At 64.0% G+C, this 16,155-nt stretch carries 15 protein-coding genes; 7 read left to right on the top strand and 8 right to left on the bottom strand.

Annotated elements, in window-relative coordinates; genetic code table 11:
• Positions 1–59: 59 nt before the first annotated feature.
• On the bottom strand, positions 60–521 hold the full coding sequence (locus CH291_RS14810; protein ID WP_094688079.1) for a PPOX class F420-dependent oxidoreductase: 462 nt from the start codon (positions 519–521) through the stop codon (positions 60–62).
• A 33-nt stretch (positions 522–554) separates the two neighbouring features.
• Between CH291_RS14810 and CH291_RS14805 the strand changes: the two genes are divergently transcribed.
• Entirely contained in the window at positions 555–1,412 is an 858-nt protein-coding gene (locus CH291_RS14805) for a PPK2 family polyphosphate kinase (RefSeq protein ID WP_068046172.1), read from the top strand.
• Between the two features lie 79 nt (positions 1,413–1,491).
• Here CH291_RS14805 and CH291_RS14800 read toward each other — a convergent pair whose 3' ends face one another.
• From CH291_RS14800 to aceA, 4 genes are all read right to left on the bottom strand, one after another.
• Positions 1,492–2,532 carry an NAD(P)-dependent alcohol dehydrogenase gene (locus CH291_RS14800; RefSeq protein WP_068046175.1) on the bottom strand — a complete coding sequence of 347 codons (1,041 nt, stop codon included), beginning with the start codon at positions 2,530–2,532 and terminating at the stop codon, positions 1,492–1,494.
• 96 nt (positions 2,533–2,628) lie between these two features.
• Positions 2,629–2,904, bottom strand: coding sequence for a hypothetical protein (locus CH291_RS14795; protein ID WP_068046176.1), 276 nt, complete (start codon positions 2,902–2,904; stop codon positions 2,629–2,631).
• Between the two features lie 90 nt (positions 2,905–2,994).
• Entirely contained in the window at positions 2,995–3,870 is an 876-nt protein-coding gene (locus CH291_RS14790) for a 3-hydroxybutyryl-CoA dehydrogenase (RefSeq protein WP_094641045.1), read from the bottom strand.
• Between the two features lie 162 nt (positions 3,871–4,032).
• On the bottom strand, positions 4,033–5,322 hold the full coding sequence (gene aceA, locus CH291_RS14785; RefSeq protein ID WP_037186862.1) for an isocitrate lyase: 1,290 nt from the start codon (positions 5,320–5,322) through the stop codon (positions 4,033–4,035).
• A 531-nt stretch (positions 5,323–5,853) separates the two neighbouring features.
• Between aceA and CH291_RS14780 the strand changes: the two genes are divergently transcribed.
• The gene (locus CH291_RS14780) at positions 5,854–6,735 is read left to right on the top strand and encodes a DUF559 domain-containing protein (protein WP_094687899.1); all 882 of its coding nucleotides are present in this window, start codon (positions 5,854–5,856) and stop codon (positions 6,733–6,735) included.
• A gap of 87 nt (positions 6,736–6,822) precedes the next feature.
• Here CH291_RS14780 and CH291_RS14775 read toward each other — a convergent pair whose 3' ends face one another.
• Positions 6,823–7,227 carry an SPW repeat domain-containing protein gene (locus CH291_RS14775; protein ID WP_094641043.1) on the bottom strand — a complete coding sequence of 135 codons (405 nt, stop codon included), beginning with the start codon at positions 7,225–7,227 and terminating at the stop codon, positions 6,823–6,825.
• A gap of 147 nt (positions 7,228–7,374) precedes the next feature.
• Here CH291_RS14775 and ramB point away from each other — a divergent pair, with 147 nt between their 5' ends.
• The gene (gene ramB / locus CH291_RS14770; protein WP_068046182.1) at positions 7,375–8,787 is read left to right on the top strand and encodes an acetate metabolism transcriptional regulator RamB; all 1,413 of its coding nucleotides are present in this window, start codon (positions 7,375–7,377) and stop codon (positions 8,785–8,787) included.
• A gap of 33 nt (positions 8,788–8,820) precedes the next feature.
• Positions 8,821–9,609: an LLM class flavin-dependent oxidoreductase gene (locus CH291_RS14765; RefSeq protein WP_094687898.1), complete on the top strand. Its 789-nt coding sequence runs from the start codon at positions 8,821–8,823 to the stop codon at positions 9,607–9,609.
• A gap of 6 nt (positions 9,610–9,615) precedes the next feature.
• Here CH291_RS14765 and CH291_RS14760 read toward each other — a convergent pair whose 3' ends face one another.
• Together CH291_RS14760 and mqo are read right to left on the bottom strand one after the other, a co-directional pair.
• A complete protein-coding gene (locus CH291_RS14760) occupies positions 9,616–10,611 on the bottom strand; it encodes an MBL fold metallo-hydrolase (RefSeq protein WP_256980853.1) in 996 nt (331 codons plus the stop codon).
• A gap of 9 nt (positions 10,612–10,620) precedes the next feature.
• Positions 10,621–11,943: a malate dehydrogenase (quinone) gene (mqo, locus tag CH291_RS14755; protein WP_094687897.1), complete on the bottom strand. Its 1,323-nt coding sequence runs from the start codon at positions 11,941–11,943 to the stop codon at positions 10,621–10,623.
• 70 nt (positions 11,944–12,013) lie between these two features.
• Here mqo and CH291_RS26555 point away from each other — a divergent pair, with 70 nt between their 5' ends.
• The 3 genes from CH291_RS26555 to CH291_RS14735 all read left to right on the top strand — a co-directional run bounded on the left by CH291_RS26555 (position 12,014) and on the right by CH291_RS14735 (position 16,148).
• A complete protein-coding gene (locus CH291_RS26555) occupies positions 12,014–12,676 on the top strand; it encodes a TetR family transcriptional regulator (RefSeq protein WP_179276544.1) in 663 nt (220 codons plus the stop codon).
• Between the two features lie 98 nt (positions 12,677–12,774).
• Entirely contained in the window at positions 12,775–14,214 is a 1,440-nt protein-coding gene (locus CH291_RS14740; RefSeq protein WP_094687895.1) for a gamma-aminobutyraldehyde dehydrogenase, read from the top strand.
• Positions 14,211–16,148: a primary-amine oxidase gene (locus tag CH291_RS14735; protein WP_094687894.1), complete on the top strand. Its 1,938-nt coding sequence runs from the start codon at positions 14,211–14,213 to the stop codon at positions 16,146–16,148. The genes CH291_RS14740 and CH291_RS14735 overlap by 4 nt, the downstream gene beginning before the upstream one ends.
• Positions 16,149–16,155: the final 7 nt, after the last annotated feature.

The following is a 16,155-nucleotide window of genomic DNA, read 5'->3' as shown; positions in this document are numbered from 1 at the left end:
CCCGGGGGGCTTGTTACACCCTCCCTGGTGGGCTTGTCACACTCTCCCGGGCGGGCTTGTCACACTCTTCCCGGGGGAAATCCACCCGCGGCGATCGGGCCCCAGGTGTCGATCACGATGCGTATCAACGACTTTCCCTGCTTCACCATCGCCGCGCGGTACTCGTCCCAGTCCGAGTGCTCGCCGGCGATGCTGCGGAAGTACTCAACCAGCGGCTCGACGGCGTCGGGAAGATCGATGATTTCGGCGGTGCCGTCGACCTGGACGTAGTCGCCGTTCCAGTCATCACTGTGCACCAGCACCGTGACGGCGGAATTGCGGCGGATGTTGTGCACCTTCGCGCGCTCGGGGTACGTGGCGATGACGATGCGGCCTTCCGAGTCCACTCCGGCCGAGACCGGGGAGACCTGCAGACCGTCGTCGCGCTTACGGGTGATCAGGGTGTGTTGGTGCCGCGGAGATACGAATTCGAGCAGTTGCTCACGCGACACGGTTTCTGCTTTTGCAATGGTAGGGGCCATGAATCCCATGGTAGAGAAGTAGTCTTCTCGGCTATGGCCGACAAGTCGAAACTGTGGACTCTTTCTCCCGTCGATGTGCTGCGGGCCAGTTCCTCTCCCCGTGTGGAGGACATCGACTTCACGGCAACTCCGGGTTTCGACGGCGCGAAGGCGCACGGCAACGACGTGCTCGAACAGCGCGGTGCAGTGCTGGCAGCGCTGCAGGAGAAGCTCTATGCCCACGGTCGCGCGGGCGGAACCAAGTCGGTTCTGCTGGTGCTGCAGGGCATGGACACCGCGGGCAAGGGCGGCATGGTCAAGCACGTCATCGGGATGGTCGATCCGCAGGGCGTCGACCTCGCCTCGTTCGGGGTTCCGACTCAGGAAGAGAAGCAGCACCACTACCTGTGGCGCATCCGCAAGGCACTTCCGCGGGCCGGCCGGATCGGGGTGTTCGACCGGTCCCATTACGAGGACGTTCTCGTCGTCGCGGTTCACGATCTGGTGCCGCGGCAGGTGTGGGAGAAGCGGTTCGACGAGATCAACGCCTTCGAGAAGGATTTGGTCGACGAGGACACCGTCGTGGTCAAGGTGGCCTTGTTCGTCTCGGCCGACGAGCAGAAGAAGCGACTGCAGGAGCGACTCGACCGACCCGAGAAGCACTGGAAGTACAACCCGGGCGACGTCACCGAGCGTGGTTTTCTACCGCAGTACCGGGCGGCGTATCAGCGGGTTCTCGATCGCACGGACTTCGATCATGCGCCCTGGTACGTCGTCCCCGCCGACCGCAAGTGGTACAGCCGCTTGGCCGTCACGGAAATTCTGATCGACACGTTGGAGAAGCTCGACCTCGATTGGCCCGCTGCGGATTTCGACGTCGAGCACGAGAAGAAGCGACTGGCCGAGAGCTGAACCCACTTCGAAGACGTGAATGGTCCATCGACCCCCGTCTGGGCAGGTCGATGGACCATTCACTCGTCCAAGGTGACAGTTACAGCGTGGCTGCGTCGATCACGAAGCGGTAGCGCACGTCGGACTTGATGACGCGGTCGTAGGCCTCGTTGATCTTCTCGGCCGGGATGACCTCGATCTCGGCACCGATGTGGTGCTCGGCGCAGAAGTCCAGCATTTCCTGGGTCTCGGCGATGCCGCCGACCATGGATCCTGCGAACGAACGACGGTTGGCCAGCAGGTTGAAGGCGGGCACCTCGAGCGGCTTCTCGGGAACGCCGAGCTCGACGAGGGTGCCGTTGCGGGCGAGCAGTCCGAGGTACTTGCCCATGGGCAGGTTCGCCGAGACGGTGTTGAGGATCAGGTCGAACTTGCCCTGCAGATCCTTCAGCGCCGTGGTGTCCTTGGTTGCGTAGTACTCGTCGGCACCGTAGGCCTTGCCGTCGGCCTCTTTGGCGTCGGTCTGGCTCAGGACGGTGACGTGGGCACCCATGGCGTGGGCGATCTTGACGCCGATGTGTCCGAGGCCGCCCATACCGATGATGGCGACCTTCTTGTCGGGGCCGGCTCCCCAGTGCTTGAGCGGCGAGTACAGCGTGATGCCTGCACACAGCAGAGGCGCGGCGACGTCGAGCTCGACGCCTTCCGGGATGCCGAGGACGAACTTCTCCGTCACGACGATCTGGGTGGAGTAGCCGCCGTGGGTGAATTCGCCCTCGTAGGTCTCCGAGTTGTAGGTCTGTACGACGCCCTTGGTGCAGTACTGCTCGTCGCCGTCCTTGCACGCCTCGCACTCGCCACAGGAGTCGACGAAGCAGCCGACGCCGACGCGGTCGCCCACCTTGCGGGTGGTCACCTCGGAGCCGACCTCGGCCACGATGCCTGCGATCTCGTGCCCGGGAACGACGGGGTACGTGGTGCCGCCCCACTCGTTACGGGCGGTGTGGATGTCGGAGTGGCAGATGCCCGCGAACTTGACGTCGATGAGGATGTCGTTCGGTCCGACGGCGCGCCGCTCGATCGTCGCCTTCTCGAGCGGGGCGTCCGGAGCGGTGGCCTGGTAAGCGGTAGCTGAAGTCATATCTATATTGCTACCTACGCATCAGTGCGAGCGCAAGGCAGCTACCGCCTCGACCAGGCTATTCCTGCTCTAAACGAGTCGTTCGCAACAGTAACGTCAGCTGTTCTTGGCGATATTGATGCCAAGCCACCCAACGTACGCCACCAGACCGACCAGTCCGATCTTACGCGTCCCGGGGTATGCGATCGCCGCGCCGACGGCCAATTCGGTGGCTCCGTTGCGACTGATCCAGGTTCGAGTGTCCTTTGGGAACGGGAGCTTGGTGATTCCCTCGAACGCCTCCGGCACCACGAAGTGGGCGGCACCGGTCGCGGCCAACCCGATCCCGAATGCCTTGGGAACCACACCGTTCGACTTCGTGGACTTGCTCACTGACACGCTCCTGTGATCGAAGTGACTGCGTTCGCAGACCGACAATAGCGCTCCGATGACCGCCGCGGGGCAACCCGCCCGCTGCGGGGTCTACTTTGCGATCCGGCCGTTCTCGTAGCGGTAGAACCCGGCTCCGGCCTTCTTGCCCACGTGCCCCGATTCGACCATGTGCAGCAGCAGCGGGGGTGCCAGGAAGAGAGGTTCTCCGAACTCCGAATACATGGCGTCGGCAATGGCTTTGACCGTGTCGAGCCCCACGAGATCGGCGAGTGCGAGCGGCCCCATCGGGTGCGCCAGACCGAGCACCGTCGCCTTGTCCACGTCTTCCTTGGTGGCGAATCCGGATTCGACCATGCGAATCGCAGAGAGCAGATACGGCACGAGCAACGCGTTGACGACGAAGCCCGAGCGATCGGCCGAGCGCACGACCTGTTTACCGAGAACGTCGCCTGCGAAGCGCTCGGCGCGGTCGGCCACTGCCGGTGCGGTCAGGTCGGTGGTGACGAGTTCGACGAGTGGCAGTACCGGGACCGGGTTGAAGAAGTGCAGACCGACGACGCGGCCGGGTGCCGTCGTCGCGGCTCCCAGGCTGACGATGGGAATGGAGGAGGTGTTCGAGGCGATGACGGCGTCGGGGTCGGTCACCACCGAGTCGAGCTCGGCGAAGATGTCGGCTTTGATCTTCTCGTCTTCGAGTACTGCTTCGACGACGAGTTGGCGATCGCCGAAGTCGGCGAGGTCGGAGGTGAATCGCAGCCTGGCCGCGGCGTGTTCTCGCTCGCGTTCGGTGATCTTGCCGCTGCTCACTCCGCGGTCGAGGGACCTCAGGATGCGGGTGCGTCCGGCACTGGTCAGTTCGCGGGTCTGTTCGTGGACCAACACGTCGACATGGGCGCGGGCACACACCTCGGCTATTCCTGCCCCCATCTGCCCCGCTCCGACGATCCCCACCCTCTCGACCGCCACAGTGACACTCCTTCAACAAACGTTGCGCTACAACATCTCTCGTGAGATGGGGGTAACTCTTGCCGGGTACACCCAAGACCTTCGTTGTACAGAACAGGCGGCCCGCAACGGAAGTTGCGGACCGCCTGACTAGTGCGCTGAAGGTGAGGAGAGGCGGTACCTCTAGTGGAACTGGCCTTCTTCGGTGGAGCCCTTCAGTGCTGCCGTCGAGGTGTTGGGGTCGACGGTGGTGGCGATGCGGTCGAAGTAGCCGGCACCGACCTCACGCTGGTGCTTGATGGCGGTGAAGCCGCGCTCTTCGGCAGCCTTGAACTCGCGCTCCTGCAGGTCGACGAACGCGGTCATGCCTTCGCGGGCGTAGCCGTGTGCCAGGTCGAACATGCCGTAGTTGAGCGAGTGGAAGCCGGCGAGGGTGATGAACTGGAACTTGAAGCCCATGGCTCCGAGTTCCTTCTGGAACTTGGCGATGGTCGCGTCGTCCAGGTGCGCCTTCCAGTTGAACGAAGGCGAGCAGTTGTAGGCGAGCAGCTGATCCGGGAATTCGCTGCGAACCGACTCGGAGAACTTCTTGGCGACCTCGAGGTCCGGCACGCCGGTCTCCATCCAGATGAGGTCTGCGTACGGGGCGTAGGCCTTCGCACGGGCGATGCAGGGCTCGATGCCGTTCTTGACGCCGAAGAAGCCTTCTGCGGTGCGGGTTCCGTCGAGGAACTCACGGTCACGCTCGTCGACGTCGGAGGTGATCAGCGTGGCTGCCTCGGCGTCGGTGCGGGCGATGATGACCGACGGGACGTCGGCGACGTCGGACGCGAGGCGTGCCGAGGTCAGGGTACGGATGTGCTGCTGGGTGGGGATCAGAACCTTGCCGCCGAGGTGGCCGCACTTCTTCTCCGATGCGAGCTGGTCCTCCCAGTGCACGCCTGCGGCGCCGGCCACGATCATGGCCTTCTGCAGCTCGTAGGCGTTCAGTGCGCCACCGAAGCCGGCTTCGGCGTCGGCGACGATCGGGGCGACCCAGTTCTTGACGGACGTGTCGCCTTCGATCTTGGCGATCTCGTCGGCACGCAGGAGTGCATTGTTGATGCGACGGACGACCGAGGGGACCGAGTTGGCCGGGTAGAGGCTCTGGTCCGGGTAGGTGTGGCCCGAGAGGTTGGCGTCGCCTGCGACCTGCCAGCCGGAGAGGTAGATCGCCTGGAGGCCGGCGCGAATCTGCTGCACGGCCTGGTTGCCGGTGAGGGCACCGAGCGAGTTGATGTAGTCCTCGTTGTTGACGAGGTCCCACAGGATCTCGCTGCCGCGGCGAGCGAGGGTCGCTTCTTCGACGACGGTGCCCTGGAGGTCGGAGACCTGCTGTGCGGTGAAGTTACGGGTGACGCCCTTCCAGCGGGGGTTGGTGTCCCAATCCTGCTGGATCTCGGCGATGGTCTTCGGGGTGCCGGTGGTCGACATCTTCAGCTCCAGTCTCTTCTGCTTCTCGGCCTGCCTCGAGACGAATCTTCACATCGTTGCCAGGCCCTTCTGGTGTACTCCAAAACAATGGCACAACCGAAAACATGCGTCTACCAGTTGTTAGTGCCAATCTTGGCTAGCTTTCCCGAGCACCTTGCTAATGTTGCAAATTTTTGGTCGACGCAAACCTCTCGGATCGGACGGCATGGTTACTCGCCAGTAGCGATGAAACCCCAGTTGATGAACGCAATGAACAAAAACTCATACAGGACGCTTGTACGGTTTGGCGCAGCCGTCTGAATCGAGTCAGAAACCGACGCTGCTGTGACCGACATCACAGTGCTCCGATCTCAAAATGTGGACATGCATGGGGTGCTCCACTCGACGCCTTTGCCTCGGGAATGACGCCGCCGACGCCCCTGAGTGGAGCGCAACGTGCACTCATCCACAGCCACGCAGCTATCCACAGGGCATTCCATTCCCCCAGGTCGAGCTTCGGGGGACATCTGCGCCATCCCCGAAGCTGCAAACATGACACCCGACGCAGGCTCCACTCCCACACCCCAGGGTCATTCCGCAGGCTCCACTCCCGGCCCCGCCACCTTTCAGCAGCTCCTGGCCTCCGGACTCCACCCCAGCACCGTCTCGCGACGCTTCACCCGTGTTCTGCCGACGGTCCACATGCGCGGGGAACCGTCGACGATGGATCGATGTCGGGCAGTTTCGCTGTGGCGACCGGACGCCGTGCTCAGTCACCGGTCGGCCGCCTACCTACGGGGCTGGACGACCGAACCGACCACCCTCGACGCCACGGTCCCTCGCTCCGCGAGGTTGCGGCCACCGCCCTGGCTTCGGCTACATCGTCGGGCACTCGATTCCAGGCTCGTCGACGAGGTCGAGACCCTGCCGTGCACCACGCCCGCACAGACGATTCTCGATTGCCTGGCGGTACTCCCCCGCGCCGAGGCCGAGTTGCTGATCGACGAACGCCTGAAGTTCGGACTCGACCCCGCGTCGTTGCTCCGCCTGCTCGAACGATTCCCGGGTCGACGCGGCAACGCAGAGTTGGCTCGCCAAGTTCGGCTGGCAGTGACCAGGTTCGCCTCGGAACCGGAGCGGGCGTTGGGACGCGCGCTGCACCGGATCGGGCTGTACCTGGAGATGAATGCGGCAGTCGGTCCGTACATCTGCGACCTCGTCGACCGTCGCAGCCGAACGATCATCGAAGTGGACGGACGCGAATTCCACAGTGCAGCTGGAATATTCAGCAAGGATCGGCGCAGGCAGAACGCGCTGGTGCTCGATCGCTGGCTGGTGCTGCGGTACTCGGCATTCGACGTACTGGCCGCACCGGACGTCATCGCCGGCGAGATCGCGTCGGTGATCCGACGACGCCGGGAATCGAGGCGATGACTGCACAAAATGCTCCACTCCCGGAGCCGTGCACGACATTCATCGCGTCCGCCCCCCCGGGAGTGGAGCACCAGTTGCAAAGAAGGCTCAGATCCGGACGCCGCTGCGCTCGTCACTGGACGCAACCACTCGCGACGTGGTCGGTGTCCGACGCGACGAGAGCACCCCGAGCGCACCCATCGCGGCGATCACGAGTCCGCCGACGATGGCGAACAGGTCAGCAGCCAGCAATCCGGACGGGAACACCATCAGCGCGGGCGAGACCGCGAGCAGCAGGCCGAGGCCGACGTGGGTCCAGTGGCTTTGCCTCGACGACGATCCGATGGCCCACAGCGCGGTCGATGCAGCGAGAATGCCGAGCACCAGGATGGCTCCGGTGACTTCCTGGTCGCCCTGGACGGGAAGCCAGACGGTCGATGCGACGAGTACGGCTCCGGTGACGAATACGACGACGTCCCTGAAAATTTCCGATGTGCGTTGACGGTTGGACATGACCGCTCCTCGTGGTGCGTGGTGAATAGCTCGTATACCGGTATACGCCTTTACTTCGGCTAATGTTCCCGATGAACGCCGAATTGTGACTCAGCAGCCGATTGCCAATGCTGTTAAGGCAATTCTTCGCAGGCGTAGCCTGGCGATATGTCCAAAACCTTCGTCGGCGTGCGGCTTCGGCAGCTCCGCAGCGAACGCAGCATGAGTCAGGTGTCGCTGGCGCAGAAGCTGGGAATCTCGGCCAGCTATCTCAACCAGATCGAGCACGACGTGCGTCCACTGACGGTGCCGGTGCTGCTGCGGATCTCCGAGGTGTTCGGCGTCGACACGTCGTTCTTCTCCTCCGAGGACGACACCAGACTGGTTGCCGAACTCCGTGAGGTCGCGCTCGATCAGGACATGGGGATCGACGCCGACGCGCACGAGATCGCGCAGATGGTCAGCTCGCACCCGCAGCTGGCGCGGGCGATGGTCAACATGCACCGCCGATACCGCAATACGACGGCTCAGCTGTTGGCCGCTACCGAGGAGCGTTTCTCGGACGGCAGTGGCAGCGGTTCCATCAGCAAGCCGCACGAGGAAGTGCGCGACTACTTCTATCAGCGGCAGAACTATCTGCACGAACTGGACACTGCGGCAGAGGCTCTGACCTCGAGGATCCGGTTCCATCGCGCTGATATCGGTGGCGAGATCGCCAAGCGGCTGCGGACGGTCCACGACGTGCAGATCGTCAATCGGATCGACCTCGGCGAGAACGTGCTGCACCGATTCGATCCCCAGACGCGAGTACTGGAGATTTCACCGCATCTCTCCGGCGGGCAGAAGGTGTTCAAGTACGCCGCCGAACTCGCGTATCTCGAATGCGGGGACCTGCTGCAGAAGATGGCCGACGAAGGCAATTTCACCAGTGAGTCGTCGAAGAAGTTGGCGGTGCTGGGCTTCGCGAACTACTTCGCGGCCGCGACGGTGTTGCCGTATCACCAGTTCCATGACGTGGCCGAGGATTTCCGGTACGACATCGAGCGGCTCTCGGCCTTCTTCTCGGTCAGCTACGAGACCATCTGCCATCGACTCTCCACCTTGCAGAGACCCGAGTTGCGGGGTGTGCCGTTCTCGTTCGTGCGCGTCGACCGCGCCGGGAACATGTCGAAGCGTCAGTCCGCCACAGGTTTTCACTTCTCGTCCAGCGGCGGCACATGCCCGCTGTGGAATGTGTACGAGACGTTCGCGTATCCGGGCAAGATCATGACGCAGATCGCCGAGATGCCCGACGGCCGCAGTTACCTGTGGATCGCGCGGACCGTGGAGCGACGCGCCGCACGATACGGTCAGCCCGGCAAGACCTTCGCCATCGGCCTCGGTTGCGAACTGCGCCACGCCGGACGGCTGGTGTACGCGGACGGTCTGGACGTACAGGGTTCGGCAGCGGCGACGCCGATCGGAGCGGGCTGTCGGGTGTGCGAGCGATCGAACTGCCCGCAACGCGCATTCCCGCCACTGGGTAAGGACCTCGACATCGACGAGCACCGAAGTTCCGTGTCCCCCTACCTCGTTCGCTGAGAATACGTTCGCTGAGAAGAAAGGAAGACTGCAATGACACGAATCGGCGTCGTACTCAGACCCGAACTTGCGCCGGAGGATCTCGTCGAGGCGGCACGTGCAGCCGACCGGGCAGGCATCGACGAAGTGTGGATATGGGAAGACTGCTTCTACTCCGGCGGACTGACTACCGCTGCACTGGTTCTCGCGAACACCGAACGCCTGAACGTCGGCATCGGGGTGCTACCCACTCCGATGCGGAACGTGGCAGCCACCGCCATGGAGATCGCCACCGTCGCCCGAGTCCATCCGGGACGACTCCGCGTCGGGCTCGGGCACGGTGTGCAGTCGTGGATGGGCCAGATCGGGGCGCGCGTGCAGTCGCCACTGACGTTGCTGAGCGAGCAGATGACAGCGCTCACCGCACTGTTGGCGGGCGAGAGCGTCACCGTGCAGGGTCGGTACGTCTCACTCGACAACGTGCAGCTCAATTGGCCTCCGCTGCAACCGCCGCCGCTGCTCGTCGGTGCGACGGGGCCGAAGACTCTCGCCCTGAGCGGCCGCACCGCTGTGGGAACCATCCTCACGAGCGAGACGTCACCGGATCAGGTGCGAACGGCCATCGGGCACATCGACGGCGGACCCGCCCACGACGTGGTGGTCTACGTGGCCGCGGGCTCCGATTCCGATGCCGCGGCGAGCAGCCTGCAACGCTGGATCGATGCCGGTGCCACCACCCTCGTGCTGGAACCCTCTGCGGCCGAACCGGATCCGACCACATTGTTCGCACACGCGGCATCGTTGACACAGCAGTTCGGTGCGCCGGAGCCGCACTCGCGATGAGCACACCTAGTGCTCTCGCAAGTACCTCCCCGCGTCCGCGAACGCACGTGCTCGACGCGTCAGCGTGGGTGGCGCAGGCGGCTCACCTCGCCACAGGCGGTAGAGGGTGCTCATGCTCAGGATGAGTCGTTCGGGTGAGTCCCAGTGCGCATACTGCCCGAATTCGCTTGATTTCAGCAGGTTCTGGGCGGCTTCGGTGGGCGCGAGTCCAGCGTCGAAGCAGCTGCGCCCGGCCTCGGACACCCAGGTCCAGTAGTTGCGGAGGGCGCGAATTTCGGCGGTGCCGCACAGGGGTCCGTGGCCCGGGACGTAGACGGCGGCATCGAGCTCGAGGAGGTGGTCGAGGGCGTCGATCCAGTTCTGCAGTGGACCGTGCCAGAGCACCGGGGTGGCGTCGATGAACAACAGGTCGCCGGCGAACACCACTCCGACGTCGGGTACGTGTGCGATGAGGTCGCCTTCGGTGTGCGCCGGGCCCAGGTAGCGCAGGTGCACGGATCGTCCTGCCACATCGATGGTCTCGGTGGTCTCGAAGGTGTGGTCCGGCAGCCGCGGCAGAGCGCCGGGGAAGGTGGCGTCACCGCGGACCCGGTTCATGTAAGAGCCCATTGCACCGACCGGTCCCGGCACCCAACCGATCTTCGCACCGAGAGAGGCGAACGCGTGCACACCTTTCGGAGGTGTTTCCTCCTTCATGGCGTGCAGTGAAGCGGCACTGGTGGTGATGCGAGCCGTGGCGGGGACGGTGTCGTTTCCCCACCAATGATCACCGTCGGAGTGGGTGTTGAGCACTTCGGTGATCGGCGCGTCGGCCACCAGCTCGGCGGTGTCGGCAACGACGCGTTCTGCCCAGTTCACGTCCCACATCGTGTCGATCAGCATCGACGCAGAACCCGGCCCCACGATCAATCCGGTATTCGTCTGGCCCCAGCTTCCGGGCGGCCGCATGAATGCCCAGGTGTCGTCGGCGATCTGTCGGTACCCCACCTCTGTGTCTGCCACCGCCACAGGCTAGCCGGTGAGCAGCTCGTTCAGGTGGGAGTCCCACCGTCGTTCCGGGAAGCACCGAGTCAACAGCTCGATCAAGATGGGCACTGCAGTGGATGCCCCTGGAGACGCGCCGAGCACGGCGGCGATCGTACCGTCCTTCGAGGCAACCACTTCGGTGCCGAATTGCAGTGCACCGTCCTTCACGATCTGGGCGCGCTGCCCGGCGTCGGCGATGGACCAGTCCGCCGAATCGGCGCGCGGCAGAAACTCACGGAGCGCAGCGATCTTCCTGCTCCGCGTCGCGGTCAACTCGGAGAGCAGCAACCCGATCAACGGAGTGTTGCTGCGGGCCATCGACAGCAGCGAGCCGATGTTGTCCGCGTTGACCGAGCGCGGAAGGTCCATCAGGGATCCGTGTTTCAGAAACTTCGGGTTCGCCCCGGCATACGGCCCGAACAGAACCGATCGCTTCCCGTCGACGATTCGAGTGTCCAGATGCGGCACCGACATCGGCGGAGCTCCGATGGGCGGAGTGCCGTACACCTTGGCGTCGTGCCTATCGACCAGCTCGGGTCGATCACAGCGCAGGAACTGCCCGCTGATCGGCAGCAGTCCGTAGCCTCGCGCCTCGGGAATTCCGGCTCGGCGCAGCAGCTTCAGAGCCCAGCCACCGGCTCCGACGAACACGAAACGAGCACGCTCCACCGGCCGACCGCCGCGCACATCGAGTCGCCAGGATGCATCTGTGTCCTGCGTCAATCCTCGCACTTCACGGCCGGTCTCGACGCTCGCGCCCGCGGCAGACATGACATCGAACAGCTGCCGCGTCGCGGAGCCGAAGTCGACGTCGGTACCCGTGGCATCTCGGGTCGCCGCCCACGTCCCCGTCCTGCCCTCTGCCACCAGCGGTGCCCATTGCCGAAGCACCGCAGCGTCTTCGGTGTACTCCATTGCGTCGAACAGAGGATGCGCACGCAACGCCCTGTGCCGTGCGCGCAGGAACTCGACGTTCTCGGCACCCCGTACGAGCGTCAAGTGCGGCACCGGACGCACGAAGTCCGCCTGGGGCAGCGTCGACCAGAAGCGCCGGGTGGACGCGAACTGCTCGGCGATCCCCACGGCTCGATCGATGTCGACCGACCCGTCGGATCGCAGTGTCGTGTAGTTGGTCTCGCACAGACCTGCATGACCGGTGCCGGCGTTGTTCCATCCGTCGGATGCTTCGGCTGCCACGCGAGGCAATCGCTCGAGTACTCGGATGGACCAACTCGGTTCCAGTCTTTGCAGCAGCGTTCCCAAAGTCGCGCTCATGATTCCGCCGCCGACGAGGATGACGTCGTCCATCTCCAGCCCCTTTCTCGTACTAAGTACAAGTCACGTTAGCACCAACTCGTACAGCTGTATAGTTCTGCCGATGCCCCGCCTGACCAGGATTGCCGTCGTCGACGCCGCGCTGGACGTCGCGTACCGCCGCGGATTGGACTCGCTCACCATCCGCAAGATCGCCACCGAACTGGGCGTGTCCCCCATGGCGATCTACTGGCACGTCGAGAACAAGGACGAGCTACTGGACGCCATGGGCGACCGCGTCTGCCAGGACATCGAGATCACCGCGGATCCCACCGCTGCGTGGTGGGACCAACTGCGAACCGTGCACGAGGACTTCATGCGCGCCCTACGCGCACACCCGGGAGCCGCGACCATCGTGGTACCCCGAATGCTGTTCGCTCCCAATAGCAGAGCGGCGATGGAACTGAGCCTGAAACTCCTGCGGGAGGCCGGTTTCTCCGTTCCCGACGCCACCCAGCTCGCTCGCCAGGGTGTTCGGGTCGCCATTTCTCTGATCACGGAACCGTTGTTCACCGGCGTCGAGGTCGAGCCGGAGCGTCGGGCACACGTCGAGCACGAGGTGGCGTCGACGATGGAATCACTCGATCCGGACGAGTTCCCGAACATCCTCGCTGCCGCCCCGCATCTGGGCGATGCCACGGCTAGAGCGGCGTTCGAGAAACTCGGTCTCGATACCTTCATCGCGGGCGTCAGAGCTCTGGCGAGACAGACCGACATCTCGTCCTGATTCGAAGGGAAGTATTGGACATCTTGTCGGGTGGCGAAGTCTCGTCCGTAGGTGCAGGCTTTGCAGAACCGAAACAGTCGACGCTAGGGGTTTCAGTGATGACGGTGCCTGTCCTGCAGAACTACATCGACGGGGCGTTCGTGACGCCCTCGGGCACCGAGATGCTCGATGTGGTGAATCCGGTGGACGAGTCGGTTGTCGCCCACTCCCCCGTGTCCGACGCCGCCGATGTGGAGGCCGCGATGTCGGCCGCTGCCAGCGCGTTCGGGACCTGGGGCAAGACGACGCCGGGCGAACGGCAGAAGGTGCTGCTGAAGCTGGCCGACGCCATCGAAGCGCACAGCGACGAGATCGTCGAGGCGCAGAGCCGCAACACCGGCCAGCCCAAGGCCACCATCGCCGCCGAGGAAGTCACCGTCGGTGCCGATCAGATTCGATTCTTCGCAGGCGCGGCCCGGATGCTCGAGGGCAAGTCGGCGGGCGAGTACATGGACGGCTTCACCTCCTATGTTCGACGCGAACCGATCGGTGTCGTCGGCCAGGTGACGCCGTGGAACTACCCGTTCATGATGGCGATCTGGAAGATCGGTCCAGCGCTGGCCGCCGGAAACACCATCGTGCTCAAGCCAAGTGACACCACCCCCGAGAGCACGTTGGTACTGGCGAAGCTGTCCAAGGGCATTGTTCCGGACGGGGTGTTCAATGTCGTTCTCGGCAACGGCGGCACCGGAGCCGCGATCGTCGAACACAAGACTCCAGGACTGGTCTCGATCACCGGATCTGTCCGCGCCGGCATCGCGGTGGCCGTGGCCGCCGCCAAGCAGCTCAAGCGGGCCCACCTCGAATTGGGTGGTAAGGCACCGGCAATCGTGTTCGACGATGTCGACATCAGCAAGGCCGCGGACGGAATTGCCGAGGCCGCGTTCTTCAACGCGGGCCAGGATTGTACCGCCGTCACCCGCGTACTGGTGCACGAGTCGGTACACGACGCACTCGTCGATGCCCTTGTCGCCAAGGCGAAGACGCTGAAGGTGGGCCTGCCCGACGACCCCGACACCTTCCTCGGCCCACTGAACAACGTCAACCACTTCGGTCAGGTGAGCGCAAAGGTCGACGGCATCGGCGCTCATGCCACCGTCGTCACCGGCGGCAAGCGCATCGGCGACAAGGGATTCTTCTTCGAGCCCACCATCATCACCGGCGTGCAGCAGTCCGACCCCATCGTGCAGGAAGAGACATTCGGCCCGGTGCTCACGGTGCAGAAGTTCACCGACGAGGCGGAGGCGATCGCACTGGCCAACGACGTCGACTTCGGTCTCGCGTCGAGCGTCTGGACCTCCGATCACGGACGCACACTGCGTATCTCGGCAGCGCTGGACTTCGGTGCCGTCTGGGTCAACTGTCACATTCCACTGGTGGCGGAGATGCCGCACGGAGGATTCAAGTACTCCGGTTACGGCAAGGACCTCTCGGCGTACGGCGTCGAGGACTACACCCGCATCAAGCACGTCATGAGCTCGACGGAGACTCTTCGATGACCTTTCATCCCCTCAACCCCCTGTCCAGCGACGAATTCACCACCGTGGCCGAGGTTCTCGGCCGCGATCACGGCGTCGGCGACGGTTGGCGTTACGCCTCGATCGAGATGATCGAACCCGCGAAGTCCGAGATCGCCGCGTTCGACGCAGACGGAACAGTGCCTGCGCGTCGAGCTGTCTCGGTGGTGTTGAACCGCACCGAGAACACGACCTTCAAGGCCGTCGTGTCGTTGGACGATCGCACCACCGAATCGTGGACGCACATCCCGGATGTGCAGCCCAACTTCACCGTCGACGAGTGGGAGGAGGCCGACGCGGCCCTCCGCGCCCACCCCGATGTGATTGCCGCCCTTGCCGATCGCGGTATCACCGATCTGGATCTGGTGTTCATGGACACCTGGACCTACGGCGAGGCGGTGACGCCCGAGAAGTACAAGGGTCGACGCCTCGGCTGGTCCGACACGTGGGTCAAGGCTGCCGAGGGTGCCAATCCCTACGCCGGACCGGTGGGCGGATTCCACTGCGTGATCGACGTGAACACGATGGAATTGCTCGAGATCGAGGACACGTATCGCGTCGAGCGTCCGGAGATCATGGGCGAGTACGTCCCTCGCCATATCCCGGAGCGAATCAGAAACGCGAGTACACGCCCGCCCTTGAAGCGCCTCGAGATCACTCAGTCCGACGGGCCCTCGTTCGAGCTCGACGGCAACCAGTTGACGTGGCAGAACTGGTCGCTGCGGGTCGGCTTCAACTATCGCGAGGGCATGACACTGCACGCCGTCAGCTACAACGACAACGGGAACGTGCGGTCCGTCGCCAATCGAATGTCGTTCGCGGAGATGGTCGTTCCCTATCGCGATCACACCGAGGACCACTACCGCCGCACCGCGTTCGACATCGGCGAGTGGGGTCTCGGTTTCATGACCACCTCGCTCGAGCTGGGCTGCGACTGCCTCGGCGAGATCCGCTATCTCGACGCTGTACTGCACAACAGCAAGGGTGAGCCGTACACGATCACCAACGCGATCTGCATCCACGAGGAAGACAACGCCGTGCTGTGGAAGCACGTCGATCACGACGCCGGAGCCGAGGTGCGGCGGATGCGTCGGCTCACGGTCAGCTTCCATGCCACCGTGGCGAATTACGAGTACCTCGTCTACTGGCGGTTCTATCAGGACGGCAACATTGAGTGCGAGGTTCGCGCGACGGGCATCATGGTGGTCACCCACTTCGACGAGGGCGGCACGCACCCGTCGGGAACGCTGGTCGACAACCGGACCTACGCGCCCTACCACCAGCACTTCCTGGTGGCCCGACTCGATCTGGACATCGACGGCACCGAGAACACCGTCTATGCCAGTGAGACGCAACGCGTTCCGATGGGTCCGGACAATCCTTACGGTCTCGCACTGACTCAGGTCAACACTCCCCTGACCACCGAGTCCGAGGGCAAGCAGGATTACGACTGGAACACCCAGAAGGCGTGGAAGGTCGTCAACGACAACGTCACCAACGGCCTCGGCACTCGGCCCGCCTACAAGTTGGTTCCGGGAGCGGCGATCCCGTCGATGTTCGATCCCGCATCGCCGATCTTCCAGCGTGCCCAGGTGATCGGCCACACCGTCTGGGTCACACCCAATTCTCCCGACGAACGTTGGCCCAGCGGCGAGTTCGTCAACCAGAGCGGCGTCGACCGCGGGCTCCCGGAGTGGACCGAGAAGGATCGCAGCATCGAGAACACCGATGTCGTCGTCTGGTACACCTTCGGCATCCACCACATCACTCGGCCGGAGGACTGGCCGGTGATGCCCGCGGACACGGTCTCGTTCTGGCTCAAGCCGTTCGGGTTCTTCGATCGCAATCCCTCGCTCGACGTCGCACCGTCGGAACCGAAGTCGTGCCACACCGATCCCGGTAGCACCTGCCATTAGCTCGCCC

Origin of the sequence: Rhodococcus sp. 14-1411-2a (assembly GCF_002259485.1) — a bacterium.
Classification (GTDB): domain Bacteria; phylum Actinomycetota; class Actinomycetes; order Mycobacteriales; family Mycobacteriaceae; genus Rhodococcoides.
The sequence above is the reverse complement of the archived record's forward strand: the minus strand, read 5'-3'. Positions and strand labels throughout refer to the sequence as shown.

Excerpts from the sequence above, each read along its gene's own strand:
- CH291_RS14775 (WP_094641043.1), bottom strand. The coding sequence starts at position 7,227 with ATGTCCAACCGTCAACGCACATCGGAAATTTTCAGGGACGTCGTCGTA.
- CH291_RS14735 (WP_094687894.1), top strand. The coding sequence starts at position 14,211 with ATGACCTTTCATCCCCTCAACCCCCTGTCCAGCGACGAATTCACCACC.
- ramB (WP_068046182.1), top strand. The coding sequence starts at position 7,375 with ATGTCCAAAACCTTCGTCGGCGTGCGGCTTCGGCAGCTCCGCAGCGAA.
- CH291_RS14780 (WP_094687899.1), top strand. The coding sequence starts at position 5,854 with ATGACACCCGACGCAGGCTCCACTCCCACACCCCAGGGTCATTCCGCA.
- mqo (WP_094687897.1), bottom strand. The coding sequence starts at position 11,943 with ATGGACGACGTCATCCTCGTCGGCGGCGGAATCATGAGCGCGACTTTG.
- CH291_RS14800 (WP_068046175.1), bottom strand. The coding sequence starts at position 2,532 with ATGACTTCAGCTACCGCTTACCAGGCCACCGCTCCGGACGCCCCGCTC.
- CH291_RS14765 (WP_094687898.1), top strand. The coding sequence starts at position 8,821 with ATGACACGAATCGGCGTCGTACTCAGACCCGAACTTGCGCCGGAGGAT.
- CH291_RS26555 (WP_179276544.1), top strand. The coding sequence starts at position 12,014 with ATGCCCCGCCTGACCAGGATTGCCGTCGTCGACGCCGCGCTGGACGTC.
- CH291_RS14805 (WP_068046172.1), top strand. The coding sequence starts at position 555 with ATGGCCGACAAGTCGAAACTGTGGACTCTTTCTCCCGTCGATGTGCTG.
- aceA (WP_037186862.1), bottom strand. The coding sequence starts at position 5,322 with ATGTCGACCACCGGCACCCCGAAGACCATCGCCGAGATCCAGCAGGAT.
- CH291_RS14740 (WP_094687895.1), top strand. The coding sequence starts at position 12,775 with ATGACGGTGCCTGTCCTGCAGAACTACATCGACGGGGCGTTCGTGACG.
- CH291_RS14810 (WP_094688079.1), bottom strand. The coding sequence starts at position 521 with ATGGCCCCTACCATTGCAAAAGCAGAAACCGTGTCGCGTGAGCAACTG.